A 25779-nucleotide genomic window follows, 5' to 3' on the forward strand; every position below is an offset into this window, starting at 1 on the left:
AGCTGGGAGAGCATCTGCTTTGCAAGCAGAGGGTCGTCGGTTCGATCCCGACAGGCTCCACCAGTTCACGGTAGCGGATGTGTAGCGCACACGAAGATTGATTTGAAGCCAACCGGCGCTGAGGCCGGCGTGGTGTTCTTTGAAAACCTGTAAACGAGTGACAAGCGTCTTGGTTCAAACCGAACCGAGATAAGTGTTAAGGCGAAACGAAGTGGCTTGGATCGTAAGCCCTGAGGCGACTTGGGGTTATATGGTCAAGCGACTAAGCGTATACGGTGGATGCCTTGGCAGTCAGAGGCGATGAAGGACGTGGCAGCCTGCGAAAAGTGTCGGGGAGCTGGCAACAAGCTTTGATCCGGCAATGTCCGAATGGGGAAACCCACCGCTTCGGCGGTATCGTGCAGTGAATACATAGCTGTACGAAGCGAACCCGGGGAACTGAAATATCTAAGTACCCGGAGGAAAAGAAATCAACCGAGATTCCGTCAGTAGCGACGAGCGAACGCGGACTAGCCCAAAAGTGTCGTACATTCTAGTCGAACCGCGTGGAAAAGCGGGCCGTAGACGGTGATAGCCCGGTAGACGAAAGGGTGCATGGCATGAAATTGAGTAAGGCGGGGCACGTGAAACCCTGTCTGAACATGGGGGGACCATCCTCCAAGGCTAAATACTCCTGACTGACCGATAGCGAACTAGTACCGTGAGGGAAAGGCGAAAAGAACCCCGGAGAGGGGAGTGAAATAGACCCTGAAACCGTATACGTACAAGCAGTGGAAGCCCGCAAGGGTGACTGCGTACCTTTTGTATAATGGGTCAGCGACTTACTGTCAGTGGCAAGCTTAACCGTATAGGGGAGGCGAAGGGAAACCGAGTCTGAATAGGGCGAATAGTCTCTGGCAGTAGACCCGAAACCGAGTGATCTATCCTTGACCAGGTTGAAGGTGCGGTAACACGCACTGGAGGACCGAACCCACATCTGTTGCAATAGATGGGGATGAGTTGAGGATCGGAGTGAAAGGCTAAACAAACTCGGAGATAGCTGGTTCTCCTCGAAAGCTATTTAGGTAGCGCCTCGTGCGAACACTGTTGGGGGTAGAGCACTGTTATGGCTAGGGGGTCATTGAGACTTACCAAACCATGGCAAACTCCGAATACCAACACGTGATACACGGGAGACACACGGCGGGTGCTAACGTCCGTCGTGAAAAGGGAAACAACCCAGACCCGCAGCTAAGGTCCCAAAGTCATAGCTAAGTGGAAAACGATGTGGAAAGGCATAGACAGCCAGGAGGTTGGCTTAGAAGCAGCCACCCTTTAAAGAAAGCGTAATAGCTCACTGGTCGAGTCGGTCTGCGCGGAAGATTTAACGGGGCTAAGCTATGCACCGAAGCTCGGGGTGCACACCTTTTGAGGTGTGCGCGGTAGAGGAGCGTTCCGTAGGCCTGTGAAGGTGAGTCGTAAGGCTTGCTGGAGGTATCGGAAGTGCGAATGCTGACATGAGTAACGATAAGGGGGGTGAAAAGCCCCCCCGCCGAAAGCCCAAGGTTTCCTCGCGCAACGTTCATCGGCGCAGGGTGAGTCGGCCCCTAAGGCGAGGCAGAAATGCGTAGTCGATGGGAAGCAGGTTAATATTCCTGCACTTTTCTACAGTGCGATGTGGGGACGGAGAAGGTTAGGTCTACCAGGCGTTGGTTGTCCTGGGGAAAGGCGGTAGGCATGATTCTTAGGCAAATCCGGGAATCTCTATGCCGAGCACCGAGACGAGTCCTATGAGGACGAAGTGACTGACACCACGCTTCCAGGAAAAGCCACTAAGCTTCAGCTGTAGAAAAACCGTACCGTAAACCGACACTGGTAGGCAGGGTGAGAATCCCAAGGCGCTTGAGAGAACTCGGGTGAAGGAACTAGGCAAAATGGCACCGTAACTTCGGGAGAAGGTGCGCCTCTTGGTGTGGTCACGTGCGTGACTGAGCATCGAGGGGTCGCAGTAACCTGGCCGCTGCGACTGTTTATCAAAAACACAGCACTCTGCAAACACGAAAGTGGACGTATAGGGTGTGACGCCTGCCCGGTGCTGGAAGGTTAATTGATGGGGTCAGCCGCAAGGCGAAGCTCTTGATCGAAGCCCCAGTAAACGGCGGCCGTAACTATAACGGTCCTAAGGTAGCGAAATTCCTTGTCGGGTAAGTTCCGACCTGCACGAATGGCGTAACGACAGCGGCGCTGTCTCCACCCGAGACTCAGTGAAATTGAAATCGCTGTGAAGATGCAGCGTTCCCGCGGCAAGACGGAAAGACCCCGTGAACCTTTACTATAGCTTTACACTGAACGTTGAGTTCTTCTGTGTAGGATAGGTGGGAGGCTATGAAACCGAGACGCTAGTTTCGGTGGAGCCATCCTTGAAATACCACCCTGAAGTGCTTGACGTTCTAACCTAGGTCCGTAATCCGGATCGGGGACCGTGTATGGTGGGTAGTTTGACTGGGGCGGTCTCCTCCCAAAGAGTAACGGAGGAGCACGAAGGTACGCTCAGCGCGGTCGGACATCGCGCACTGTGTGCAAAGGCATAAGCGTGCTTGACTGCGAGATCGACGGATCAAGCAGGTACGAAAGTAGGTCTTAGTGATCCGGTGGTTCTGTATGGAAGGGCCATCGCTCAACGGATAAAAGGTACTCCGGGGATAACAGGCTGATACCGCCCAAGAGTTCATATCGACGGCGGTGTTTGGCACCTCGATGTCGGCTCATCACATCCTGGGGCTGTAGCCGGTCCCAAGGGTATGGCTGTTCGCCATTTAAAGTGGTACGCGAGCTGGGTTCAGAACGTCGTGAGACAGTTCGGTCCCTATCTGTCGTGGGCGTTGGAGATTTGAGGGGGGCTGCTCCTAGTACGAGAGGACCGGAGTGGACGTTCCGCTGGTGTTCGGGTTGTCATGCCCATGGCATTGCCCGGTAGCTACGAACGGAAGTGATAACCGCTGAAAGCATCTAAGCGGGAAGCACGCCCCAAGATGAGATCTCCCGAGAGCTTGACTCTCCTTAAGGCACCATCAAGACTAGGTGGTTGATAGGCGCGGTGTGGAAGTGCAGCAATGCATTGAGCTTACGCGTACTAATGAGCCGTGAGGCTTGACCATATAACCCCAAGACGCTTCACCGTCTTTATCGCTTACTCGCGGTTCGATGAAAACCCGGACGCTTGTCACTCGTTTACACCCTCTGTGGAGCCGGCGCATCTGCGCTGCTCCCACCCCTTCCCTGGCGGCTATAGCGGCGTGGTCCCACCTGATCCCATCCCGAACTCAGAAGTGAAACGCGCATGCGCCGATGGTAGTGTGGCTCAAGCCATGCAAGAGTAGGTCACCGCCAGGGGCTTTATCCCAAAAACCCGGTCTCGTCAGAGGCCGGGTTTTTTCTTTGCGCGCAGCGCGACCCGCAACAGGTCACCGCCAGGGGCTTTATCCCAAAAACCCGTCACGAGCTATCGTGGCGGGTTTTTTCTTTGCCGGTGGGAGCCGACCCTGTCGGCGATGGGAATCGCCTCAACCCGGCCCGCTGTCGCGGTCGCCGACACGGTCGGCTCCCACCAGGGCCACCAGAGGACATCAGTGCCCGGAGCTGGACGGCCCCACCGGAACGCTGTATTCGCGCCTGCGGCATGACACTCGCGTGGCAACGCGTCATCATGCTCAAGCGACATGTAGCAATGGGAACGATCGATGGATCCACGACTCAACCGGCGACAGGAAGAACTGATCGCCATCGTCCAGCGGGAAGGCTTCGTCGGTGTCGACGAACTGGCCACGCATTTCGACGTGGCCCCGCAGACGATCCGTCGCGATCTCAATCTCCTGGCCGATGGAGGCCTCATCCGCCGTTACCACGGCGGCGTGAGCGCGTCCTCGTCGAGCGTCGAGAACGTCGCCTATGCCGCGCGCCAGTCGCTGCAGACCGCGGAGAAGAACCGCATCGCCACGGCGATCGCGAAATCGATCCCCGACGGCTCCTCGCTCTTCATCAACCTGGGTACGACCAATGAAGGCGTCGGCCGCGCGTTGCTCGAGCATCGCGACCTGCGCGTCATCACCAACAATCTCAACATCGCGATCCTGCTCAGCGACAATCCCACGTTCGAGGTGATCGTCGCGGGCGGCGTCGTCCGTGGACGCGATCACGGGGTGACGGGCGAGGCCACGATCGAACTCATCCGCCAGTTCAAGGTCGACTTCGGCATCATCGGTATCTCCGGCATCGAACTCGACGGCACGCTGCTGGATTTCGATTTCCACGAGGTCCGTGTCGCCCAGGCGATCATCGAACATTCCCGCCAGGTCTTCCTGGGTGCCGACCACAGCAAGATCGGCCGCAACGCCATGGTCCGCCTCGGCGACTTCTCACGCGTGGATGCATGGTTCACCGATCGGCGGCCGCCGGACGCCTTGTTGCCCGTCCTGGAAGCCGCCGGCACCCAGCTGCATATCGCGGAAGCCTGAGGGCGATACAGCCCCATCCACAGCCTCCATCCGGTCCCGATGTCCCGGACTACGCTGCACTGCAGCGTGCGATGTTCGTTTGTGTTCGAATATGCTCATTTCCACGCAGGCGAAGCCTGACTGATCCGTGAAATGTTCGTAAGCGCAAATGATCCCGCGCGTCGCAAGTTAAAACGAACATACCCGAGCGTAGGGTTTCACCCTTCAGCAGGCCTCGCCTCCCGATAAGCGGAGTTCCCGATGGTCGAGCAGGTCGATGTTTTGGTGGTCGGTGGTGGCGTCAACGGCGTCGGCATCGCCCGTGATGCTGCGGGGCGCGGGCTGAGTGTCTGGCTTTGCGAGCGCGACGATCTCGCCGCGCATACCTCCAGTGCCAGCACCAAGCTGATCCACGGCGGTTTGCGGTATCTGGAGCAATTCGAATTCGCCCTCGTGGGCAAGGCGCTCGCCGAGCGCGAAGTGCTGCTTCGTGCCGCGCCGCACATCATCTGGCCACTGCGCTTCGTCCTGCCGCACCAGCCACATCTGCGTCCGGCGTGGATGATCCGCCTGGGATTGTTCCTTTACGACCACCTGGGCCGTGGACGCCGCACGCTACCGGGATCGCGCCGCGTGCGTTTCGGCAAGCACGTCACCGGCGAGCCCCTGCGCGCTGACTTCAGCGTCGGGTTCGTCTATTCCGATGCCTGGGTGCAGGACGCCCGCCTGGTCGTCCTCAACGCGATGGATGCCGCGCGACGGGGCGTGCACATCGAGACCCACACGCGCTGCGTCAGCGCCCGACGCGACGGCGAGGGTTGGACCGCGGAACTCGAAGCCCGCGACGGCAGCCGCCACTTCGTAAAGGCCCGCGCGCTCGTGAACGCCGCCGGCCCGTGGGCCGCCAGCTTTCTCGACGACGTGGCCCATGTGAAGCACCAGCACTCGCTGCGCCTGATCAAGGGCAGTCACATCGTGGTGCCGAAGATCTTCGAACACCGCTACGCCTACATCTTCCAGCAGCCCGACCGCCGCATCGTCTTCGCCATCCCCTACGAGCGCGACTTCACCCTGATCGGCACGACGGACATCGAGTACAAGGACGACCCTTCGCATCCGACGATCACGGCAGAGGAAACGAGCTATCTCTGCGATGCGGCGAACCGCTACTTCAAGAAGCAGCTGACGCCGAACGACGTGGTCTGGAGCTATAGCGGCGTGCGTCCACTCCTGCAGGACGAAGCGGGCAGCGCCTCCGAAGTCACGCGCGACTACCTGCTGGACATCGACCAGAACGGTCCGCCGCTGCTGAACGTCTTCGGCGGCAAGCTGACCACCTACCGGAAGCTGTCCGAAGAGGCCGTGGACAAGCTCGCCCCGTTGCTGGGCAACCACCAGCCGGCCTGGACCGCCGACGCCCGCCCGCTTCCAGGTGGTGGCGAACGCGATATCGACGAGTTGCTCGCCGATATCCGCGCGTCGCGTCCCTGGCTACCCGAAACCTTCGCCTGGCGGCTCGTGCATAGCTACGGCACCCGGGCCCGCGACCTGCTGGGCGAGGCCGATGGCCTGGACGCCCTGGGCGAACATTTCGGCGCGGATCTCTACCAGGCGGAAGTCGACTACCTCGTGCGCCATGAATGGGCCACCGAAGCCGAGGACATCCTCTGGCGTCGAAGCAAGCTCGGCCTGCGGGTCACCCCGCCGGATGTCCAACGCCTTTCCGATTACCTGTCCACGAAGCGCTGAGGCGCCACGGGGCATTTCCAAGACGCGTGCCGTACTGCTGACCGGCCCGCGCCCCACAACACATAGGAGTACTCAGCATGTCGGTCTACCTGAGTGAGTTCCTCGGAACCATGGTGATGATCCTGTTAGGCGATGGCGTCGTCGCCGGCGTGCTGCTGAAGGATTCGAAGGCGGAGAACGCGGGTTGGGGCGTGATCACCTGGGCCTGGGGCCTCGCCGTCCTCATGGGCATCTTCGTCGCCGCGAAAAGCGGTGCCCACATGAATCCCGCGATCACGCTGGCGATGGCCTCCATCGGCAAGCTCTCGTGGTCGCTCGTTCCTGGCTATATCGCTGCGCAGATGGCGGGTGCCTTCACCGGCGCGGTGTTGGTCTACCTCGCCTACCTGGCTCACTGGCGAGGCACCGCCGATCCGGCCAAGAAGCTCGGCATCTTCTGCACGATTCCGGCGATTCGTTCGATCCCGGCCAACCTGGTCACCGAGGTCATTGGCACGTTCGTGTTGGTGTATTGCGTGCTCGCCATCGGTAGCAACGATCTTTCCAAGGGCCTGGCCCCGATCGCTGTCGCGCTGCTCGTGGTGGTGATCGGCATGTGCCTGGGTGGCCCCACCGGCTATGCGATCAATCCCGCGCGTGACTTCGGTCCCCGTCTTGCACACGCGCTGCTGCCCATCCCTGGCAAGGGCGGTTCCGACTTCGCCTATGCGCCCGTGCCCATCGTCGGTTCGATCATCGGCGCCTTGCTCGCCGCCTTCGCCTATACCGCCCTCGCGGCCTGACTCGAGGATTCATCGTGACCACCAAGAAGAAATACATCCTGGCCATCGACCAGGGCACCACCAGCTCGCGCACGATCCTGTTCGACCATGACGGCAACATCGCCGGCACCGCCCAGCGGGAATTTCCGCAGATATTCCCGCAGCCGGGCTGGGTCGAGCACAATCCGCGCGAGATCATGACCAGCGTGCTCTCGACCATGACCGAGGTCATCAGCAGCTCGCAGATCGACCCCGCCTGCATCGAGGGCATCGGCATCACCAACCAGCGCGAGACCGCGGTGGTATGGGACAAGCACACGGGCCAGCCGATCTACAACGCGATCGTCTGGCAGTCGCGTCAGACCGCCGAGATCTGCGACAAGCTCAAGGCCGACGGTTACGACGAAATGGTCCGCGAGAAGACCGGCCTGCTGATCGACGCCTACTTCGCCGGTACCAAGGTGCGCTGGATCCTCGATCATGTGGAAGGCGCGCAGGCGAAGGCCGAGGCGGGCGACCTGCTGTTCGGCACCATCGATACCTGGGTGATCTGGAACCTCACCGGCGGCAAGGTGCACGTCACCGACTACACGAATGCCTCGCGCACGCTGATGTACGACATCTACAAGCGCGAGTGGGACGACGAGTTGCTGAAGATGCTCAACGTGCCGCGCGCGATGCTGCCGGAGGTGAAATCCTCCAGCGAGATCTACGGCAACACGCAGGCGAAGCAGTTCTTCGGCCGCGAGGTGCCGATCGCCGGCATCGCGGGCGACCAGCAGGCGGCATTGTTCGGCCAGGCATGCTTCGAGCAGGGCATGGCGAAGAACACCTACGGCACGGGCTGCTTCATGCTGATGAACACCGGCGAGAAGGCCGTGCGCTCGAAGACCGGCCTGCTCACCACCATCGCCTGGGGTGTCGACGGAAAGGTGGAGTACGCGCTGGAAGGCAGCATCTTCGTCGCCGGTTCCGTGATCCAGTGGCTGCGGGATGGCCTGCGCATGCTGGGCAAGGCTTCCGACTCGCAGGCCTATGCGGAGCGTGCCAAGGACAATGACGGTGTGTACTTCGTCCCGGCGTTCGTAGGTCTTGGCGCGCCTTACTGGAGAAGCGACGTGCGCGGCGCCGTGTTCGGCTTGTCGCGCGGTACGACCAAGGAGCAGTTCATTCGCGCCGCGCTGGAGTCGATGGCGTACCAGACACGCGACGTGCTCGAAGCGATGCAGACCGATTCCGGCATCCAGCTGAAGGAGCTGCGTGCGGACGGTGGCGCCATCGCCAACGACTTCATGGCGCAGTTCCAGGCCGACATCCTCGACGTGACGCTGTTGCGTCCGAAAGTGCAGGAAACCACGGCGCAAGGTGCCGCGTATCTCGCCGGCCTGGCGGTGGGTTTCTGGAAGGACAAGAAGGAAATCGCCACGCGCTGGGCGGTCGACCGTGAGTTCAAGCCGCAGATGACGAAGGAACGTCGCGACGACTTGTATGAAGGTTGGCAGCAGGCGGTGAGCGCGACGATGGGCTTCAAGCCGCGCAATTAGTTCGGGCCGGCCTGGTGGGAGCGAACCGCGATTGAACTTGCCGTAGCCCGGTGGGAGCCGACCTTGTCGGCGATCCCGCGGCAGCGGGCTAGGTCGAGGCGAGCACCCATCGCCGACGAAGTCGGCTCCCACCAGGTCGGGGCAAGCACCCATCGCCGACAAGGTCGGCTCCCACCGGGCTGCGGAACACCGGGCGGTTGGTGCCGATGAGGTCGGTGCCAATGAAAAGGGGCGGCGCAGTGATGCGCCGCCCCCTTTTTCATGCGTTTCGCGAACGGATCAGGCCAGCGCGTAGCCGAACTGGTCCTTGAATTCCGTGGCGAACTGCTCGTACGTGAAGTACTGGTTCTGCGTGCCCGGATGCTCGACCTTCAGCGCGCCCATGAGCGATGCCATCTTGCCGACGGTCGGCCAGTCGTAGCCCTTCATGATGCCGAAGATGAGGCCGGCGCGATAAGCGTCGCCGCAGCCGGTGGGATCGACCACCTTGTGCTCGCGTGCCGGCGGCACTTCGAGCGTTTCGCCTTTCACGTGGATCAGCGAGCCGCGCGGTCCCAGCGTCACGATGTACGCATCGACCTTCGACGCGATGTCCGCCGCGGTCCAGCCGGTGCGCTGCTGCAACAGCTGCGACTCGTAGTCGTTGACGATGACATAGGTTGACTTCTCGATCATCGAACGGAACTCGTCGCCGGTGAACAGCGGCATCGCCTGGCCCGGATCGAAGATGAAGGGTACGCCGCGCGCGGCGAATTCATCGACATGCTGCAACATCGCGTCGCGGCCGTCCGGCGCGACGATGCCGAACTCGCAGTGCTTGATGTCGCGCACGTGGTTCTCGTGCGCGCTCGACATCGCGCCCGGATGGAAGGCGGTGATCTGGTTGTTGTCCAGGTCGGTGGTGATGAAGCACTGCGGGGTGAACTGGTCATCGAACTGGCGCACACCGTCGAGGCGGATGCCGAACTTCTCCAGGTGCGCGCGGTACGGCGCGAAATCCTGGCCGACCGTCGCCACCGGCATCGGCTCGCCGCCGAGCAACTTCAGGTTGTAGGCGATATTGCCCGCGCAACCGCCGAACTCGCGGCGCATGGCCGGCACCAGGAACGACACGTTCAGGATGTGCACCTGATCCGGGATGATGTGGTTCTTGAACTGGTCCTGGAAGACCATGATCGTGTCGTAGGCGAGCGATCCGCAGATAACGGCAGTCATGCGTTGGGTGACCCTGGAGGATGGTAAGTGGCGCGGCCATGAAGGGCCGCCGCGAACGCCGCCCGCGACGGGTCCGGCAAACCTGCGGATCGTACCCAAATTCAGGCCCCGAGGCGACCTCCACCGATCCGGCGTTCCTCCCGCCCGGGAGGGGGTTCCGCTCGCATCACCCGGAGTTACAAGGCTTTCTTAACGTATGCGCCCTTGCGTGGGGGAGGGCGCCAATCTAGACTCGCACGCTTACTTTTTCCCGCTATGGGCGCCCGCCGCATCATGTTTAAGAAGTTCCGCGGACTTTTCTCGAACGACATCTCCATCGATCTCGGCACGGCGAATACGCTTATTTATGTGCGTGGGCAGGGCATTGTCCTCAACGAACCCTCGGTCGTGGCGATCCGCCAGGACCGTGGCCCCGGTGGCCCCCGCGCCGTCGCGGCCGTGGGTGGCGACGCCAAGCGCATGCTCGGCCGCACGCCGGGCAACATCGCCACCGTCCGCCCGATGAAGGACGGCGTCATCGCCGACTTCACCATGACCGAGGCGATGCTCCAGCACTTCATCAAGCAGGTGCACCGCTCGCGCATGCTGCGGCCCAGCCCGCGCGTGCTGGTCTGCGTGCCCTGCGGCTCCACCCAGGTGGAGCGCCGCGCCATCAAGGAATCGGCCGAAGGCGCCGGCGCCCGTGACGTCTTCCTGATCGAGGAGCCCATGGCGGCCGCGATCGGCGCCGGCATCCCGGTGCACGAGGCCCGCGGCTCGATGGTCCTGGATATCGGCGGCGGTACCTCGGAAGTGGCCGTCATCTCGTTGAACGGCATCGTCTATTCGCAGTCGGTCCGCGTCGGCGGCGACCGCTTCGACGAAGCCATCATCAACTACGTGCGGCGCAACCACGGCACGCTGATCGGCGAGTCCACCGCCGAGCGGATCAAGCTCGAGATCGGCTGCGCCTTCCCGCAGAGCGAGGTCCGCGAGATCGAGATCTCCGGCCGCAACCTGGCCGAGGGCGTGCCGCGCATGTTCACGATCAACTCCAACGAGGTGCTGGAAGCCCTGCACGAGCCGCTGTCCGGCATCGTGGCCGCGGTGAAGGCGGCGCTGGAACAGACCCCGCCGGAGCTCTGCTCCGACGTGGCCGAGCGCGGCATCGTGCTCACCGGCGGTGGCGCCCTGCTGCGCGATCTGGATCGCCTGATCTCCGAGGAAACCGGCCTGCACGTGCAGGTGGCCGACGACCCGCTCACCTGCGTGGCGCGTGGCGGTGGCAAGGCCCTGGAGATGATCGACCAGCACGGCAGCGACTTCTTCGCGTTCGAATGATGGCCGCGCGCGCGGCGCTTTGGCCGGAGCGCGCTGATCCATGGCCCTGAATCGCGACGACACGTCGCCGCTGTTCGCGCCCGGCGTGGCGGGGACACTGCGTCTCATCGTCTACCTGGCGCTCGCCTGCGTGCTGATGGTGCTCGACCACCGTGGCGGCTGGCTGGGCAACGTCCGCTACGGCCTGTCGCTCGTGGTCGAGCCCGTCTATCGCATCGCCGGCCTGCCATCGCAGGGATTCCAGGCGGCGACGGTGGCGTTCGCCGACCGCCAGCGCCTCACCGAGCAGAACCAGCGCCTGCGCGAGGACCTGCTCCTGGCCAACGCCAAGCTCAACCGCATGGCGTCCGTGGCCGAGCAGAACCAGCGCCTGAAGGAACTGCTGGATACCCAGCACAGCCTTTCGCTCAACGTGCAGCTCGCGCGCCTGATCGGCGTCGACCTGGGTAGCTTCCGTCACCGCATCGTGCTCAACGTGGGCGCCCGCGACAAGGTCCAGCCGGGGCAGGTCGTGATCGATGCGCGCGGCGTCATGGGCCAGATCGTCGAGGTGATGCCCACCACCTCGGTCGCCATGCTGATCACCGATCCCAACCACGCGATTCCCGTGACCGTCGAACGCACCGGCCTGCGGACCATCGCCTACGGCTCGCGCACGGGCGATTCACTCACGTTGCCCAATATCCCCGTCTCCGCCGACGTGCAGGCGGGCGACAAGCTGGTCACGTCCGGCCTGGGTGGCCGCTTCCCGCCGGGCTTTCCCGTGGGCGAGATCCGCGACGTGGCACAGACGCCCTCCGGCACCTTCCTTTCCGCGCAGGCGAAACCAGCCGCCGACCTGGATCGCAGCGAGGACGTCCTGTTGCTGCACGACCTGGCCGAGCCCGCCGGACCACCGGCGCCCGCGCCGAACGTCGGGCCACCCGCCGACCTCGCGCCCGTGCCGGGTGCGCCGCCGGCGCAGGCCTTGCCTTCCGTGACCTCGCCGACCGCGACGCCGATCCCGGCGCGCCCGTCCACCGCCGCGCCATCGACGGGGGGCACGCCGTGAACAAGGTTCGCGTTCGCCAGCTGTGGTTCGCCGCCACCTTGCTGATGTCACTGTTCCTGATGCTGGTCCCGTTGCCGGGGCCGCTCACGCCGTTCAAGCCCTACTGGCCCGCCCTGATCCTGCTCTACTGGTGCCTGCAATCCGGCGACAGGGTCACCCTCGGCCTGGCGTTCTGCGTCGGCGTGGCCGCCGATCTCTTCGACGGCGTCCTGCTGGGCGAGCAGGCGCTGCGTCTCACCGCGATGGTCTTCATCGCGTTGCGCTTCCGCTCGCGGCTGCGCTTCTTCCCGATGTGGCAGCAATCGCTCGCCGTCCTCGGCTTGCTGGTGAACGACCGCATCCTGCTCTTGCTGGTGCGCGTGTTCGGCGGCGATCCGCTGCCGCCGCCCGAGTACTGGATATCGCCCCTGGTGGGCGCGGCGCTGTGGCCGTTCGTGTTCCTCATCCTCGACGACCTGCGCGCGCGCCTGCGCATCCACGAGGCATGAGCCGGCGGCGCGCCTCGATCAAGGAAGTCCGTGGCGAGGTGGCGCTGTTCCGCCGCCGCGCCATGGCCGGCTTCGCGCTGATCCTGCTCGGCCTCGCCGCCGTGTGCGCACGCTACGTATACCTGCAGGTGCTGCACCACGACGAGTTCGTGGCACGCTCGGACCAGAACCGCGTGAAGCCGCGTGCCATACCGCCGGCGCGCGGCCTCATCTACGACCGCAACGGCGTGCTGCTGGCCGACAACGTGCCGGCGTTCCGGCTGGAAGTGATCCCGGAACAGGTCACCGACATGGACGAGATGCTGGGCAAGCTCGGCACCGTCGTGCCGCTCAGCGACGAGGACATCGCCACCTTCAAGAAACAGGTGAAACAGGGACGCCGGTTCGAGGGGATTCCGCTCAAGCTGAAACTCACCGAGGACGAGATCGGCCGCTTCGCCGTGAACCGCTGGCGGTTCCCGGGCGTGGACGTGGTGCCGTACCTCACCCGGCGCTATCCGATGGGTCCGCTGCTGGCCCATGTCATCGGCTATGTCAGCCGTATCGACGTGGACGATCTCGATCGCATGGACGACGACGAGGAAGCCAGCTACAAGGGCACCACGCACATCGGCCGCATCGGCATCGAGCGCTACTACGAAAAGCTGTTGCACGGTGCGCCAGGCTACGAGCTGGTCGAAGTGAACGCCGACGGACGCACGCAGGCCGTGCTCGACACGACGCCGCCCACGCCGGGCAAGAACATCTACCTCTCCATCGACGTGCGCCTGCAGAAGGCGGCCGAGGAGGCGATGAACGGCCGCTCCGGGGCGGCGATCGCGATCGATCCGCGCAACGGCCAGGTGCTGGCGTTCGCCAGCGTGCCGAGCTTCGATCCCAACCTGTTCGTCAACGGCATCAGCTCCGCCGATTACAAGGCGCTGACCACCGCCCCCGACAAGCCCCTGTACAACCGCGCGTTGCGTGGCGTCTATCCGCCGGGCTCGACGGTGAAGCCGTTCCTCGCCCTGGGTGGCCTGACCATGGGCATCCGCCGGCCGTCCGACACGGTGCTGTCCACGGGCGAGTTCTGTATCCCGGGCCAGTCGCGCTGCTACCGCGACGACAAGCGCGGTGGCGACGGCACGGTGAACATGATCCGGGCCATCGAGCTCTCGACCAATACCTATTTCTACCGGCTCGCGCTCGACATGGGCATCGACCGCCTTTCCGACTGGATGGGCAAGCTGGGCTTCGGCAAGAAGACCGGCATCGACCTCGTGGGCGAAGTGGAGGGCGTGCTGCCCTCGCGCGAGTGGAAGGCGACGCGCAGCAAGGCGGGCTGGTTCCCTGGCGAGACCATCATCTCGGGTATCGGCCAGGGCTACTGGGCGGTGACGCCGCTCCAGCTGGCGCACGCCACGGCTACCTTCGCCGGCCGCGGTATCCCCTATACCCCGCATTTCCTGCTCGACACACAGGACGGCGTCGACAGCCCACGCGTGCCGCAATCGTTTCCGCCGTCCGGCCCGTCGGTGATCCGCAAGGCGGCCGACTGGGATGCCGTGAACGAAGGCATGGAAGCCGTCATCAACTCCGGCAAGGGCACCGGCAAGCGCCTGGGCACCGGCTTCCCGTACATCATCGCGGGCAAGAGCGGCACGGCCGAGCGTTTCTCGCGCAAGACCGACGCCTACGACACCAACAAGAACACCGCGTACCTCGCCAGCCGCCATCGTGCGCTGTTCATCGCCTACACGCCCGCCGACGATCCGAAGATCGCCGTGGCCGTGGTGCTGGAAGCCGGTGCCTGGGGTGCGCAGGATTCAGGCCCGATCGCACGAAAGGTCCTCGACCAATGGGTGGTGGACGAAGGCGGCCAACGGCCGGAAGACCCGACGCCCGGCCAGATCGTCACCTCCGACGCGGTACCGGAATCCGCGCCGGGCGAAGCCTCGTCCGTGCAGGATGCCCAGCCCGCCGGAGCCGCCAGTACCGACCTGCCGCCCCAGGACAACGGGGAGGACCAGTAGCCATGTTCCAGAAGCTCACCATGCGCATGAAGCGCTTCGGCCTTCGCCTGCTCACGCGGCCACGGCTCGACCTGCCGCTCTTGCTGGCGCTCTTCGTGCTCGGCTGCGCGGGGCTCGCCACGCTCTACAGCGCGGGCAACGGCAACTTCTCGCTGGTCACCGGACAGGCCGCGCGCTTCGTCCTCGGCGCCGTGCTGCTCCTGGTCATCTCGCGTATCCCGCCGCCGGTGCTGCGCTCGTGGACGCCGTGGCTCTACCTCGGCAGCACCGCCTTGCTGGTGGTCGTGGCCGTGCTCGGCGAAGGCCGCGGCGCATACCGCTGGCTCGACCTGGGATTCATGCGCTTCCAGCCGTCCGAGTTGCTCAAGCTGACCATGCCGATGATGGTCGCCTGGTACCTGCATCCACGGCAGTTGCCGCCGAGCTGGAAGGACATCATCGTGGTCGGCCTGCTGATCGCGGTGCCCGCCGGACTCATCGCCGAGCAGCCCGATCTCGGTACCGCCTTGCTCGTGGCCGGGGCCGGTGCGTTCGCGTTGTTCCTTTCCGGCATGGCCTGGTGGCGCATCGGCCTGCTCGTGGGTGGCGTGGGCGCGGTGATCCCCGTGGCGTGGCAGTTCCTGCACGAATACCAGCGCAATCGCGTGCGCACGCTGCTCGACCCCGAATCCGACCCCCTCGGCAACGGCTGGCACATCATCCAGTCGAAGATCGCGGTGGGCTCCGGTGGCATGTTCGGCAAGGGCTGGCAGCACGGCACGCAATCGCGCCTGGAGTTCCTGCCCGAGCACACCACCGACTTCATCTTCGCCGTGTTCTCCGAGGAATTCGGCCTGGTGGGCGTGATCGCGATCATGCTGCTCTACGCCTTCATCATCGGCCGCTGCCTGTGGATCGCGATGAACGCGCGCGACACGTATTCGCGCCTGCTCGCCGGGGCGATCGGCATGAGCTTCTTCGTCTACGTGGCGGTGAACGGCGGCATGGTCGCGGGCATCCTGCCGGTGGTGGGCGTGCCGATGCCATTGGTGAGTTATGGCGGCACCTCGGCGGTTTCCCTGCTCACCGGATTCGGCGTGCTGATGTCGATCCACGCGAACCGGAAACTGCACGACTAGCGGGACGAGCCAGTGCCCGGTGGGAGCCGACCCTGTCGGCGATAGCCAGCTTGCCGCGCCTCCCCCGTCGCTGACAGGGTCGGCTCCCACCGGGCGAGGTGCCATCGCTGAACGCAGGTACAAGGTCGCCCGGGATACGCCATATGCGCGTGCTACGCTTCCACGCATGGATGAAGTTCTCGCCGCGCGCCGCGCACGACCCGCACGTCACCTCCCGCGCCTTGCCGGCGCGATGATCGCCTTCCCCCTGATGTTCGCCTCCGCGGCCTCCGCCGAAACCCATCCGGGACAGGAGCAGCTGGTGCGCGAAGTCGCCAGGGACACCGGCAAGAGCAAGGCCTCGCTGAACGCGCTGCTCGACGGCGCGAAGAAACAGCAGGCCATCCTCGATGCGATCAGCCGTCCGGCCGAGGGCAAGCCGTGGCGCGACTACCGTCCGATTTTTCTCACCGAGCAGCGCATCCAGGCGGGCGCGGATTTCTATCGCCAGCACCGGCAATTGCTCGACGGCATCGGCCGCAAGTACGGCGTGCCGCCCGAATACATCGTCGCCATCGTCGGCGTGGAAACCTTCTACGGCCGCAACACGGGCAAATGGAAGGTGCTGGATGCGCTGACCACGCTGGCGTTCTACTACCCCAAGCGCGCGCCGTTCTTCCGCGAGCAGCTGAAGGCCTTGCTCGAACTGCCGCAGAACCACCTGGGCGGCCCGCTCGACACGCTGACCGGCTCGTATGCCGGCGCGCAGGGCTGGGGCCAGTTCATGCCCTCGTCGATCCGCGACTGGGGCGTGGATTACGACCACGACGGCCGCATCGACATGAAGGGCTCGATGGGCGACATCTTCGCCAGCGTGGCCAATTATTTCGCCCAGCACGGTTGGGAAGCCGGTGGCCCGGTCGCCGCGCGCGCCCAGCCCGACGCGCGCGCCGTGGCTCCGGCCGTGCCCAAGGACTGGAAGCCGGTGGCGCCGGTGGAATCGTTCGTCGCGGACGGCTTCGCGCCGCTGCAACACCTCAATCCCGGCCGCGATGCGCAACTGGTGCGCCTGGACGGGCCGGCGGGTGACGAATACTGGTTCGTGTTCCAGAACTTCTACGTGATCACCACGTACAACCGCAGCCCCATGTACGCCATGGCCGTGGACCAGCTGGCGCGCGAGATCCGCGCCCGCACGCACGGGCCCGGCGAACGATGACCCCCGCGGCTCGGCCGAAGCCGCTTCTGCATGCCCGGGTTCGGTGGGAGCCGACCCTGTCGATTTGCCCTGCCTGGTGGGAGCCGACCCTGTCGGCGATGGGAGCTCGCGACAACCTTGAATCGCCGACAGAGTCGGCTCCCACCAGGCTGAAACGCCACGCTTCGCTCCTCGCGATCGTCCTCATCGCGCTGCTGCTCACCGCCTGCGGTGGCTCCCGTAACGCGCGCCCCTCGTCGCGCGGCGGCAGCTCCACGGCACCCAGCGGCGGCCGCTACGACGACATCCGCAAGTCGCAAGGCTCGCGCTATCGCTCTCGTTCGGACAGCGTTCCCACCGATATCCCGGACGTGAACAAGCTTCCGGAGCCGGTGCCGAAGGTGGAACCGCGCTCTCTTTACGGCAACAAGTCGCCGTACTCGGTGCTCGGCCAGACCTACAACGTGCTGCCGAGTCCGCGCGGGTACGTGGAGCGCGGCATCGCCTCGTTCTACGGGAACAAGTTCCACGGCTACAAGACCTCGAGCCTCGAGGAATACGACATGTACCAGTTCTCGGCGGCGCACAAGACCTTGCCGCTGCCGAGCTATGCCCGTGTCACCAACCTCGAGAACGGCAAGAGCGTCATCGTGCGCATCAACGATCGCGGCCCGTTCCACGAAAACCGCATCATCGACCTCTCGTTCGCCGCGGCCGTGAAAATCGGCGTGTGGCCCAAGGGCACGGGGCTGGTGGAGGTGCGGGCGATCGACCCCAACGACCCGGGTAGCGATCGCGGGGCACCGTATGTGAACACGGCGCCGAAGCCGGCTCCGATCACCGCGTCGCCTCCGCCACCGCAGCGTGCGGTCACGGCTTCGGTGGGGACCGGCCCGGTGCGGGCCAACCCGGTGGGAGCCAACCCTGTTGGCGATGACGGCGTGCGGCAAGCTCCCATCGCCAACAGGGTTGGCTCCCGCCAGGACGTCGCCGTCGACGATGATGGTCACGTGCCCGGGATGACCGGTGTTTCGCCGAGCGAAGCGTTGCCGCCGCTGGCCGCCGCTGCGAACGTCCCGGCCTCGACTCCGGCAACGATGCCAGCCACGACCACGACCACGGCCTCGGCTCCCGTCCCGGCCCAGGCCGCGGCCGTCCGGCAAGCACCGCCGTCCACGCCGGGCGCGGCGTCCAGCCAAGGCATCGCCGCCAACCCGGGCCCGATCACCGCTCCTTCGGCCGGCAAGCCCAGCATTTACCTCCAGGTCGGCGCCTTCTCCGATGTCGTGAACGCGAATCGCGTGGCCGATCAATTGAACCGTGCGGGCCTTGGGCCGGTCAGTGTCGTCGAGGCCACGATCGGCGGCCGCAGCGTGCGCCGTGTGCGCGTGGGACCGTTGGCCGACGTGGACACGGCCGACCGCGTGACCGACCAGATTGCCGGCATGGGCCTGCCCAGGCCGCAGGTCGCGGTAGACTGACCTTCTTTTTCCTGCTTTGAACTGGACCGTTGAAACGATGAAGCTCTTGCCCCGTTCCCTGTTCGCTTTCGCCGCCGCCGCGCTCGTCGCCGGTGTGACCGTGGCGCAGCAGACGCCGCCCCGTCCGTCCGTGCCGCGCCCGGTGGTTCCCGAGGCGCCGGTGCTGCCGCCGCCGGATGTCGAAGGCAAGAGTTGGGTGCTGATGGACTACAACACCGGGCAGATCATCGCCTCGAAGGATCCCGACCTCCAGGTCGAGCCGGCGTCGATCACGAAAGTGATGACCGACTACGTGGTCTCGGCCGAGGTCGGCAACGGCAAGATCCACATGACCGACCCGGTCACCATCAGCGAGAACGCGTGGCGCGGCGGCGGTGCGGGCACCGACGGCTCCACCAGCTTCCTCAAGCTCAACAGCCAGGTGCCACTGAAGGACCTGCTCTACGGCATGATCATCCAGTCGGGCAACGACGCCGCCATCGCGCTGGCCGAGCACACCGCCGGCTCCGAGCCCGCCTTCGCCAACCTGATGAACGCGTATGCCAAGCAACTCGGCATGACGCATTCGAATTTCCAGAACGCGTCCGGCTACCCGGTGGCCAACCACTACACGACGGCCCGCGACATCGCGATCCTGTCGCGTGCGCTGATCCACGATTTCCCCGAGGACTACGCGATCTCGGCCGTGAAGGAGTTCGAGTGGAACGGCATCAAGCAGCACAATCGCAACCTGCTGCTGTGGCGCGACAACACCGTCGACGGCATCAAGACCGGCCACACCGCCGCGGCCGGCTACTGCCTTGCCGCATCGGCGAAGCAGGGCGACGCGCGCATGATCGCCATCATCATGGGTGCCAATAGCGAAAAGGGCCGCGCCGACGCCGCGCTGGCGCTGCTCAACTACGGTTTCCGTTTCTACGAATCGCACAAGCTCTACGAAGCCAACAAGCCGCTGGCCACGCCGAAGCTCTGGAAGGGCGCCGAGAACACCATCGCGCTGGGCCTCACCGAAGACGCCCTCGTCTCGGTCAAGCGCGGCGACTACGACAAGCTCAAGGCCAACCTCGATATCCCCGCCACCCTGATCGCCCCGTTCAAGAAGGGCCAGCAGGTGGGCACGCTGCGCGTCACCCTCGACGGCCAGCCGGTACTCACCGCACCGCTGGTGGCCTTGGCAGATGCGCCGGAAGGCGGCTTCTTCTCGCGCCTGTGGGACACGATCATGCTGTGGTTCCACAGCGACGGCGACAAGAAGTAAGAGGGCGAGACGATGCGTGAAATCGACTTCAGCGATGCGCAGAAGGAAGGGAAGGGCTTCCAGTTTCCTGGTGAGTTCGAGATCACCGCGATCGGCAATGCCAACGCGGGCCTCGACAAGCACGTGCCGGCGTTGTTGCACGGCATCGGGTTGGAGGTGCTCCACGAGACGCTTTCCACGAAGCTGACCCCGGCCGGCAACTACCAGTCGGTGACGGTGAGCTTCGTCGCCCCGTCACGCGAGAAGTACCTTGAAGCCCACAGCACGTTGCGGGCCGACCGGGACATTCGTTTCACGATGTAGGTCGTTGAGGGGCCGGATCGCCGCGGCGGTCTGGCCCGCTGCCGCGGGATCGCCGGCCCAGCCGGCTCCCACAAGGGCCGAGCCGAGCCCGGCGGGTCGAGCCGATCCCACAAGAGTCGAGCCGAGCCCGGCGGGTCGAGCCGATCCCACAAGAGTCGAGCCGAGCTTCGTGGGTCGAGCCGAGCTTGGTGGATCGAGCCTTGGTGGGAGCCGACCCTGTCGGCGATTTTGTGGGAGCCGGCTACGCCGGCGATCCGGGCAAAGCCCGGCAGGGCAGGTCCCACCCTCCCACTCAGCAGCCCTTGTGGGAGCCGGCTATGCCGGCGATCCGGGCGAAGCCCGGCAAGACCCCGCCCTCCTGCATCAGCAGTCCGTGTGGGAGCCGGCTATGCCGGCGACCCGGCCGCCACAGCGTTACTCTTGTAACCCCAGACCCCCGCCCACAACTCCCCCGAATCCCCTCCGACCTCCCTCCCATGACCCTCCCGCTCAACGTCCGCCGGCTGGGGCGCGTGCCCTACGAGTCCACCTGGAAGGCCATGAGCGCCTTCACCGACAACCGCACCGACGATACCGTCGACGAGTTGTGGCTGCTGGAGCACGACCCGGTGTTCACGCTGGGCCAGGCGGGCCTGGCGGAACACGTGCTGGCGGCGGGCGACATCCCCGTCGTCCGCGTCGATCGCGGCGGCCAGGTCACCTATCACGGCCCCGGCCAGATCGTGGCCTACCCGATGATCGACCTGCGCCGCGTGGGCGTGGGCGTGCGTGAGCTGGTCCACCGCATCGAGCAGGCCATCATCGACACCCTCGGCGAATGGAACATCGGCGCGGAGCGCCGCGAGGGCGCGCCCGGCGTCTACACCGCGGGGGCCAAGGTCGCCGCCCTGGGCCTGCGTATCCGCCGCGGCTGCAGCTTCCACGGGCTGGCCTTCAACGTGGACATGGACCTGGAGCCCTACCACCGCATCAATCCCTGCGGCTACAAGGGTTTGGAGGTCACCCAGGTGCTAGACTTGGGTGGTCCGTCGCGGTTGGCGGACGTGGAAGACGTCCTGGTACAGGAATTCTGCAAGCAGTTCGGTTTCCACGCCGTCGACGCCGCGCCCATCCTCCCCGAACTCCCCGCCCGCCTTGCGGTCTGAGGCAGTAGCCCTATGAGCCAATCCTCCGTTTCCCCCTCCCGCAGCATCCCCATCGCCGTCGTCGACAAGCCCGGCGAGAAGATGCTCGGCAACGACAAGATCGCGCTCAACCGCGCGAGCTTCGACGCCAATCAGCCCGTGCTGCGCAAGCCGAGCTGGATCCGCGTGCGCCTGCCCCAGGGCAACGCCGTGCAGCAGCTGAAGGCGCGCCTGCGCGAGAACTCGCTGACCACGGTGTGCGAGGAAGCCAGCTGCCCGAACATCCACGAGTGCTTCTCCAAGGGCACCGCCACCTTCATGATCCTCGGCGAGGTCTGCACCCGCCGCTGCTCGTTCTGCGACGTGGCCCATGGTCGTCCGCTGGCGCCCGATCCGCTCGAGCCGGCTCGCCTGGCCGAGACGATCCGCGACATGCGCCTGAAGTACGTGGTGATCACCTCGGTGGATCGCGACGACCTTCGCGACGGCGGCGCCGCCCATTTCGCGGCCTGCATCCGCGCCGTGCGCCATGCCAGCCCCGATATCCGCATCGAGATCCTCACCCCGGATTTCCGCGGCAAGGGCCGCATGGAGCGTGCGCTGGAAGTCCTCAAGGATTTCCCGCCGGATGTCTTCAACCACAACCTGGAAACGGTCCCGCACCTCTACCGCGAGGTCCGTCCGGGCGCCGACTACCAGTGGTCGCTGGACCTGCTGAAGAACTTCAAGGCACAGCATCCGACGGTGCCGACCAAGTCCGGCATCATGCTGGGCCTGGGCGAGACGCTGGAGCAGGTGCTGGAGACCATGCGGGATCTACGTGCCCATGACGTCGACATGATCACCATCGGGCAATACCTGCAGCCAACGGCGCACCACCATCCGGTGGTCCGTTACTGGACGCCGGACGAATTCGAGGCGCTGCGCGTCGCTGGCGATGAAATGGGCTTCTCCCATGTCGCTTCCGGTCCGTTGGTGCGATCCTCCTACCATGCCGACCTGATGGCTCACGCCGCCGGCGTCGTCGAATAAACGCCCCAACGCATTCCGAGGCTCCGATTACATGACTCTTCGCCCCGCGATCGCTCTCCTGCTGGCCTTGTCGGCCGCGGGTGTCCAGGCACAGGCTGCCGCGCCGCAGCAGCAGCCCGGCACGACCGCGCCGGCGGGCAAGTCGGCGCCGCAACCGAAAGACGCCTCGGAAGCGGCGACCTCGCCCGAGCCACAGCGCAAGGAATCCAGCCTGCCGCTGAAACCGACCCAGGCCGAAGCGCAGGCGTCGCAGCTGTCAGCCCGCTTCCTCACGCGTTTCCACTACCAGGCCCAGCCGCTCGACGATGCCATGTCGGCCAAGATCTACAAGGCCTACATCGAATCGCTCGATAGCGAGAAAGTCTTCTTCACGCAGGAAGACCTCGCCAAGTTCGAACCGCTGAAGACGCAGTTCGACGATGCCATCTGGAACCAGGACCTCTCCGGTCCGTTCTCGGTGTTCAACCTGTACGTCACTCGCGCCGTCGACCGCATGAACTATGCGCGCAGCCTGCTCAAGCAGGGCTTCGACTTCAGCGGCAACGAGAGCTTCAACTTCGACCGCAAGAAGGCCGCCGCGCCGAAGAATCAGGCGGAGCTGGACGACGTGTGGCGCAAGCGCACGATGAACGACTGGCTGCGCCTGAAGCTGGCCGGCAAGAACGACGACGACATCCGCAAGACGCTCGACAAGCGCTACGCCACGTACATCTCGCGCGTGCGCCAGCTCGACGACGAGGACGCGACGCAGGCCTTCATGACCGCGTACGCCAACTCCACCGATCCGCACACCGATTACCTCGGTCCCCGCGCCGCCGATGCCTTCGACATCGCCATGCGCCTGTCGCTGGAAGGCATCGGCGCGGTGCTGCAGGCGCGCGACGACTACACCACCATCCGCGAACTCGTCCCGGGCGGCCCGGCGATCAAGTCCGGCAAGATGAAGCCCGGCGACCGCATCGTCGCCATCGGGCAGGGCGAGACCGGGCCCATGGTCGATGTCGTCGGCTGGCGCCAGGACGACGTGGTCAAGCTCATCCGCGGCAAGAAGGACACCACCGTCCGCATCGAGACCCTTCCTGCCGATGCCGGCGTGGACGGCAAGCACGAGATCGTCACCCTCGTGCGCAAGAAGGTCACGATGGAAGAGCAGGCCGCCAAGTCGAAGGTCATCGACGTGAAGGACGGCGACGTCACGCGCAAGATCGGCGTGATCGAACTGCCCACGTTCTACCAGGACTTCGGCGCGCGCCGTAACGGCGACGCCAACTTCAAGAGCGCCACCCGCGACGTCTCCAAGCTGCTCACCGAGCTGAAGGCGCAGAAGGTGGAAGGCGTGATCATGGACCTGCGCAACAACGGCGGCGGTTCGCTCAACGAAGCCACCGAACTCACCGGCTTGTTCATCGATACCGGCCCGGTGGTGCAGGTGCGCGACGCTCGCGGCCAGGTCGACGCCCAGGGCGACGACGCGCCGGGCATGGCGTGGGACGGTCCGATGGCCGTGCTGGTCAACCGTGGTTCGGCATCGGCGTCGGAGATCTTCGCCGCCGCCATCCAGGATTACGGCCGCGGCATCATCATCGGCGAGCCCACCTTCGGCAAGGGAACCGTGCAGAACCTGGTCGACCTCGACCGCTTCGGCAAGGCCACGACGGGTGAGGACGCCAAGTACGGCGAACTCAAGATGACCATCGCCGAGTTCATCCGCATCAACGGCGACAGCACGCAGCTGCATGGCGTCACGCCCGACGTGCAGTTCCCGCAGAATGGCGACGCCAAGGAATTCGGCGAATCCACCTACGACAACGCACTGCCGTGGCGTCACATCGATCCGGCCGACTACAAGCCGGTGGCCGATCTCAAGCCGATCATCGGCCCGCTCAACCAGAAGCACCAGGCGCGCGTGGCCACCTCGCCGGCGTGGAAGCTGATGCTCGACGAGCTGGCGCAGTACCAGAAGCTGCGCGACAAGACCGATATCTCGCTGAACTTCGCGGCGCGTCAGGCCGAGCGCAAGCAGTACGACGCCATCCAGACCGACTTCCGCAACCGCCGCAAGGCGATCTTCGGCGGCGACGGCAGCCCGGCGGAGCTGGGCGACGATGGCAATACGGCCGACGACGGCCTCAACGCCAACGAGCGCAGCATCAAGTCCGAGATCAAGCAGGAAGCCGAGGCGAAGAAAGCCAAGGACACGCCGCTGGACGAAGCCGCCCACATCGTCGGCGACGAAGTCGCGATGATCAAGGCTGATCCGAAGATCGCCGCGGAAGTGCTCCCCTACGGCGGCCGCAAGATCGACGCCCCGCAAACGGCGCAGGTGCCGGCAAAACCACCGACCGACACCACCCCGTAACAAGAAGGCGCCGCAAGGCGCCTTTTTTTATGCGGCACCCACCAGACCAGAGCACGCATTCATCCTTTTCCTGATAGCCTCGATGCGTTTTTTCATCGCACAAGGGCAGGGAAATGACGGATCTCCTCGATCGACTCGGCATCGAACACGCCATGAGCGTCCTGATCGTCGCTTACGCCATTCGCATCGGGTTGGCTTTGCTGCTCCTGGTCGTGGGCTTCTGGCTTGCCGCGCGCATCGCCAACTTCGGACGCCGTGCGCTCGAACGCGCGCGCGTCGACATCACGCTGGCCTTGTTCCTGCGCAACCTCATCTATGGCGTGCTGCTGGCGCTGCTCTTCATCAACGTGCTGGGTACGGTCGGTGTCCCGACGACATCGTTCATCGCCGCGCTGGGCGCCGCCGGCCTCGCCATCGGTCTCGCACTCAACAGTTCGCTGTCGAACATCGCCTGGGGCGTGTTGCTGATCCTGTTCCGTCCTTTCCGCGTGGGCGATTTCGTCAGCCTGGGCGGCATCGACGGCACGGTGGAAAGCGTGAACCTCATGCACACCTACCTGATCACGCCGGATAACCGTCAGGCGGTCGTGCCGAATGCCAAGGTGGGTGGCGACGCGATCATCAATTACAACGTGCGCGGCACGCGCCGCTTCGAGTTGAAGGTGGGTATCGGCTATGGCGACAACATCGGCAAGGCCATGCAGGTCGTGCAGGACCTGTTCGCCGCGGACCCGCGCATCCTCAAGGACCCCGCGCCCGGCGTGTGGACCGAGGCGTTGGGCGATTCCAGCGTGAACCTCGTCATCCGTGGATGGACCACCACCGGTGACCTTTGGGAAGCACAGACGACGCTCCTGCGCCGGATCAAGGAAGGTTTCGACGAGGCCGGCATCACCATTCCCTACCCGCAGAGCGAGATCCGCCTCGTGGGCCCTCCGTCCGAGGGCGATCGCAATCCGCTACAGCCCGCGAGGTAATAAAACGGGATAGGGATGCTCAGGTACCGCGAGCCGCTCTGGTGGGAGCCGACTGTGTCGGCGATGGGTGCTTGTCGTAGCCTGGCCCGCTGCCGCGGGATCGCCGACACAGTCGGCTCCCACAGGTTCGGGTCGGAGTCGGCTCCCTGCAGGGTAGGGGCGGAGTCTGCCCTCACAGGATGGATTGGCCTTCGATGAGCAGTTAGCGGTGCGTCTCGGAGCCATCCAGAACCGTCCCGCAAACCAGAAATCCTCCCGAACGACCGTTTGAATCGAGCGAAAACGGGTCATCCGGCGGGCCCGAGGGATTACAATCGACCGGTTGCGCCGCAGCACGG

Annotated in this window: 18 protein-coding genes, 1 tRNA gene and 2 rRNA genes (1 of these 21 cut by a window edge); 20 read left to right on the plus strand and 1 reads right to left on the minus strand. The window is 64.8% G+C overall.

The features are described from left to right. The 7 genes from ACR9Y6_RS17905 to glpK form a co-directional block, all read left to right on the plus strand. Window positions 1–63: transfer RNA gene (locus tag ACR9Y6_RS17905), tRNA-Ala, on the plus strand (it extends 13 nt beyond the left edge of the window). 189 nt (window positions 64–252) lie between these two features. Continuing rightward, window positions 253–3137 (plus strand): 23S ribosomal RNA (locus tag ACR9Y6_RS17910). Window positions 3138–3257: 120 nt separating this feature from the next. Further along, window positions 3258–3372: ribosomal RNA gene (gene rrf / locus ACR9Y6_RS17915) — 5S ribosomal RNA — on the plus strand. A 347-nt stretch (window positions 3373–3719) separates the two neighbouring features. Further along, window positions 3720–4493 carry a DeoR family transcriptional regulator gene (locus ACR9Y6_RS17920; RefSeq protein WP_481282507.1) on the plus strand — a complete coding sequence of 258 codons (774 nt, stop codon included), beginning with the start codon at window positions 3720–3722 and terminating at the stop codon, window positions 4491–4493. Window positions 4494–4733: 240 nt separating this feature from the next. After that, window positions 4734–6221 carry a glycerol-3-phosphate dehydrogenase gene (gene glpD, locus ACR9Y6_RS17925; RefSeq protein WP_481282508.1) on the plus strand — a complete coding sequence of 496 codons (1488 nt, stop codon included), beginning with the start codon at window positions 4734–4736 and terminating at the stop codon, window positions 6219–6221. A 77-nt stretch (window positions 6222–6298) separates the two neighbouring features. Beyond that, a complete protein-coding gene (locus ACR9Y6_RS17930; RefSeq protein WP_481282509.1) occupies window positions 6299–7003 on the plus strand; it encodes an MIP/aquaporin family protein in 705 nt (234 codons plus the stop codon). Between the two features lie 14 nt (window positions 7004–7017). Continuing rightward, complete coding sequence (gene glpK / locus ACR9Y6_RS17935) at window positions 7018–8526, plus strand: glycerol kinase GlpK (RefSeq protein ID WP_481282510.1); 1509 nt, start codon at window positions 7018–7020, stop codon at window positions 8524–8526. Window positions 8527–8805: 279 nt separating this feature from the next. On the opposite strand, the gene ACR9Y6_RS17940 is transcribed toward glpK, so the two are convergent. Further along, the gene (locus ACR9Y6_RS17940) at window positions 8806–9741 is read right to left on the minus strand and encodes a carbohydrate kinase family protein (RefSeq protein ID WP_481282511.1); all 936 of its coding nucleotides are present in this window, start codon (window positions 9739–9741) and stop codon (window positions 8806–8808) included. A gap of 273 nt (window positions 9742–10014) precedes the next feature. Between ACR9Y6_RS17940 and ACR9Y6_RS17945 the strand changes: the two genes are divergently transcribed. The 13 genes from ACR9Y6_RS17945 to ACR9Y6_RS18005 all read left to right on the plus strand — a co-directional run bounded on the left by ACR9Y6_RS17945 (window position 10015) and on the right by ACR9Y6_RS18005 (window position 25441). Further along, window positions 10015–11061 carry a rod shape-determining protein gene (locus ACR9Y6_RS17945; protein WP_072322142.1) on the plus strand — a complete coding sequence of 349 codons (1047 nt, stop codon included), beginning with the start codon at window positions 10015–10017 and terminating at the stop codon, window positions 11059–11061. A gap of 40 nt (window positions 11062–11101) precedes the next feature. Next, window positions 11102–12112 carry a rod shape-determining protein MreC gene (mreC, locus tag ACR9Y6_RS17950; RefSeq protein WP_481282512.1) on the plus strand — a complete coding sequence of 337 codons (1011 nt, stop codon included), beginning with the start codon at window positions 11102–11104 and terminating at the stop codon, window positions 12110–12112. Further along, the gene (gene mreD, locus ACR9Y6_RS17955) at window positions 12109–12600 is read left to right on the plus strand and encodes a rod shape-determining protein MreD (RefSeq protein ID WP_481282513.1); all 492 of its coding nucleotides are present in this window, start codon (window positions 12109–12111) and stop codon (window positions 12598–12600) included. The genes mreC and mreD overlap by 4 nt, the downstream gene beginning before the upstream one ends. Continuing rightward, window positions 12597–14612 (plus strand): penicillin-binding protein 2, encoded by a 2016-nt coding sequence (gene mrdA / locus ACR9Y6_RS17960; protein ID WP_481282514.1) that lies wholly within the window; start codon window positions 12597–12599, stop codon window positions 14610–14612. The genes mreD and mrdA overlap by 4 nt, the downstream gene beginning before the upstream one ends. Window positions 14613–14614: 2 nt before the next feature. After that, window positions 14615–15730, plus strand: a complete 1116-nt coding sequence (gene rodA, locus ACR9Y6_RS17965) for a rod shape-determining protein RodA (RefSeq protein ID WP_481282515.1) — start codon at window positions 14615–14617, stop codon at window positions 15728–15730. Window positions 15731–15896: 166 nt separating this feature from the next. Next, complete coding sequence (gene mltB / locus ACR9Y6_RS17970; protein WP_481282516.1) at window positions 15897–16928, plus strand: lytic murein transglycosylase B; 1032 nt, start codon at window positions 15897–15899, stop codon at window positions 16926–16928. A 98-nt stretch (window positions 16929–17026) separates the two neighbouring features. Further along, window positions 17027–18388: a septal ring lytic transglycosylase RlpA family protein gene (locus tag ACR9Y6_RS17975; protein ID WP_481282517.1), complete on the plus strand. Its 1362-nt coding sequence runs from the start codon at window positions 17027–17029 to the stop codon at window positions 18386–18388. Window positions 18389–18425: 37 nt separating this feature from the next. Beyond that, entirely contained in the window at window positions 18426–19646 is a 1221-nt protein-coding gene (locus ACR9Y6_RS17980; RefSeq protein ID WP_481282518.1) for a D-alanyl-D-alanine carboxypeptidase family protein, read from the plus strand. Between the two features lie 12 nt (window positions 19647–19658). Then, window positions 19659–19949, plus strand: a complete 291-nt coding sequence (locus tag ACR9Y6_RS17985) for a DUF493 family protein (RefSeq protein WP_306849434.1) — start codon at window positions 19659–19661, stop codon at window positions 19947–19949. A gap of 476 nt (window positions 19950–20425) precedes the next feature. Beyond that, window positions 20426–21094 (plus strand): lipoyl(octanoyl) transferase LipB, encoded by a 669-nt coding sequence (gene lipB, locus ACR9Y6_RS17990; protein ID WP_481282519.1) that lies wholly within the window; start codon window positions 20426–20428, stop codon window positions 21092–21094. Window positions 21095–21106: 12 nt separating this feature from the next. Beyond that, entirely contained in the window at window positions 21107–22105 is a 999-nt protein-coding gene (lipA, locus tag ACR9Y6_RS17995; protein ID WP_481282520.1) for a lipoyl synthase, read from the plus strand. Between the two features lie 31 nt (window positions 22106–22136). Next, the gene (locus ACR9Y6_RS18000; RefSeq protein WP_481282521.1) at window positions 22137–24464 is read left to right on the plus strand and encodes a carboxy terminal-processing peptidase; all 2328 of its coding nucleotides are present in this window, start codon (window positions 22137–22139) and stop codon (window positions 24462–24464) included. A gap of 113 nt (window positions 24465–24577) precedes the next feature. Next, on the plus strand, window positions 24578–25441 hold the full coding sequence (locus tag ACR9Y6_RS18005) for a mechanosensitive ion channel family protein (RefSeq protein ID WP_481282522.1): 864 nt from the start codon (window positions 24578–24580) through the stop codon (window positions 25439–25441). Window positions 25442–25779: the final 338 nt, after the last annotated feature.

The organism is Luteibacter sp. TLI7-4A (genome assembly GCF_056754745.1).

What these genes read in the sequence shown, in the direction of transcription:
- ACR9Y6_RS17920 (WP_481282507.1), top strand. Translation starts at nt 3,720, where the DNA reads ATGGATCCACGACTCAACCGGCGACAGGAAGAACTGATCGCCATCGTC.
- glpD (WP_481282508.1), top strand. Translation starts at nt 4,734, where the DNA reads ATGGTCGAGCAGGTCGATGTTTTGGTGGTCGGTGGTGGCGTCAACGGC.
- ACR9Y6_RS17930 (WP_481282509.1), top strand. Translation starts at nt 6,299, where the DNA reads ATGTCGGTCTACCTGAGTGAGTTCCTCGGAACCATGGTGATGATCCTG.
- ACR9Y6_RS17940 (WP_481282511.1), bottom strand. Translation starts at nt 9,741, where the DNA reads ATGACTGCCGTTATCTGCGGATCGCTCGCCTACGACACGATCATGGTC.
- ACR9Y6_RS17945 (WP_072322142.1), top strand. Translation starts at nt 10,015, where the DNA reads ATGTTTAAGAAGTTCCGCGGACTTTTCTCGAACGACATCTCCATCGAT.
- mreC (WP_481282512.1), top strand. Translation starts at nt 11,102, where the DNA reads ATGGCCCTGAATCGCGACGACACGTCGCCGCTGTTCGCGCCCGGCGTG.
- mrdA (WP_481282514.1), top strand. Translation starts at nt 12,597, where the DNA reads ATGAGCCGGCGGCGCGCCTCGATCAAGGAAGTCCGTGGCGAGGTGGCG.
- rodA (WP_481282515.1), top strand. Translation starts at nt 14,615, where the DNA reads ATGTTCCAGAAGCTCACCATGCGCATGAAGCGCTTCGGCCTTCGCCTG.
- mltB (WP_481282516.1), top strand. Translation starts at nt 15,897, where the DNA reads ATGGATGAAGTTCTCGCCGCGCGCCGCGCACGACCCGCACGTCACCTC.
- ACR9Y6_RS17975 (WP_481282517.1), top strand. Translation starts at nt 17,027, where the DNA reads ATGGGAGCTCGCGACAACCTTGAATCGCCGACAGAGTCGGCTCCCACC.
- ACR9Y6_RS17980 (WP_481282518.1), top strand. Translation starts at nt 18,426, where the DNA reads ATGAAGCTCTTGCCCCGTTCCCTGTTCGCTTTCGCCGCCGCCGCGCTC.
- ACR9Y6_RS17985 (WP_306849434.1), top strand. Translation starts at nt 19,659, where the DNA reads ATGCGTGAAATCGACTTCAGCGATGCGCAGAAGGAAGGGAAGGGCTTC.
- lipB (WP_481282519.1), top strand. Translation starts at nt 20,426, where the DNA reads ATGACCCTCCCGCTCAACGTCCGCCGGCTGGGGCGCGTGCCCTACGAG.
- lipA (WP_481282520.1), top strand. Translation starts at nt 21,107, where the DNA reads ATGAGCCAATCCTCCGTTTCCCCCTCCCGCAGCATCCCCATCGCCGTC.
- ACR9Y6_RS18000 (WP_481282521.1), top strand. Translation starts at nt 22,137, where the DNA reads ATGACTCTTCGCCCCGCGATCGCTCTCCTGCTGGCCTTGTCGGCCGCG.
- ACR9Y6_RS18005 (WP_481282522.1), top strand. Translation starts at nt 24,578, where the DNA reads ATGACGGATCTCCTCGATCGACTCGGCATCGAACACGCCATGAGCGTC.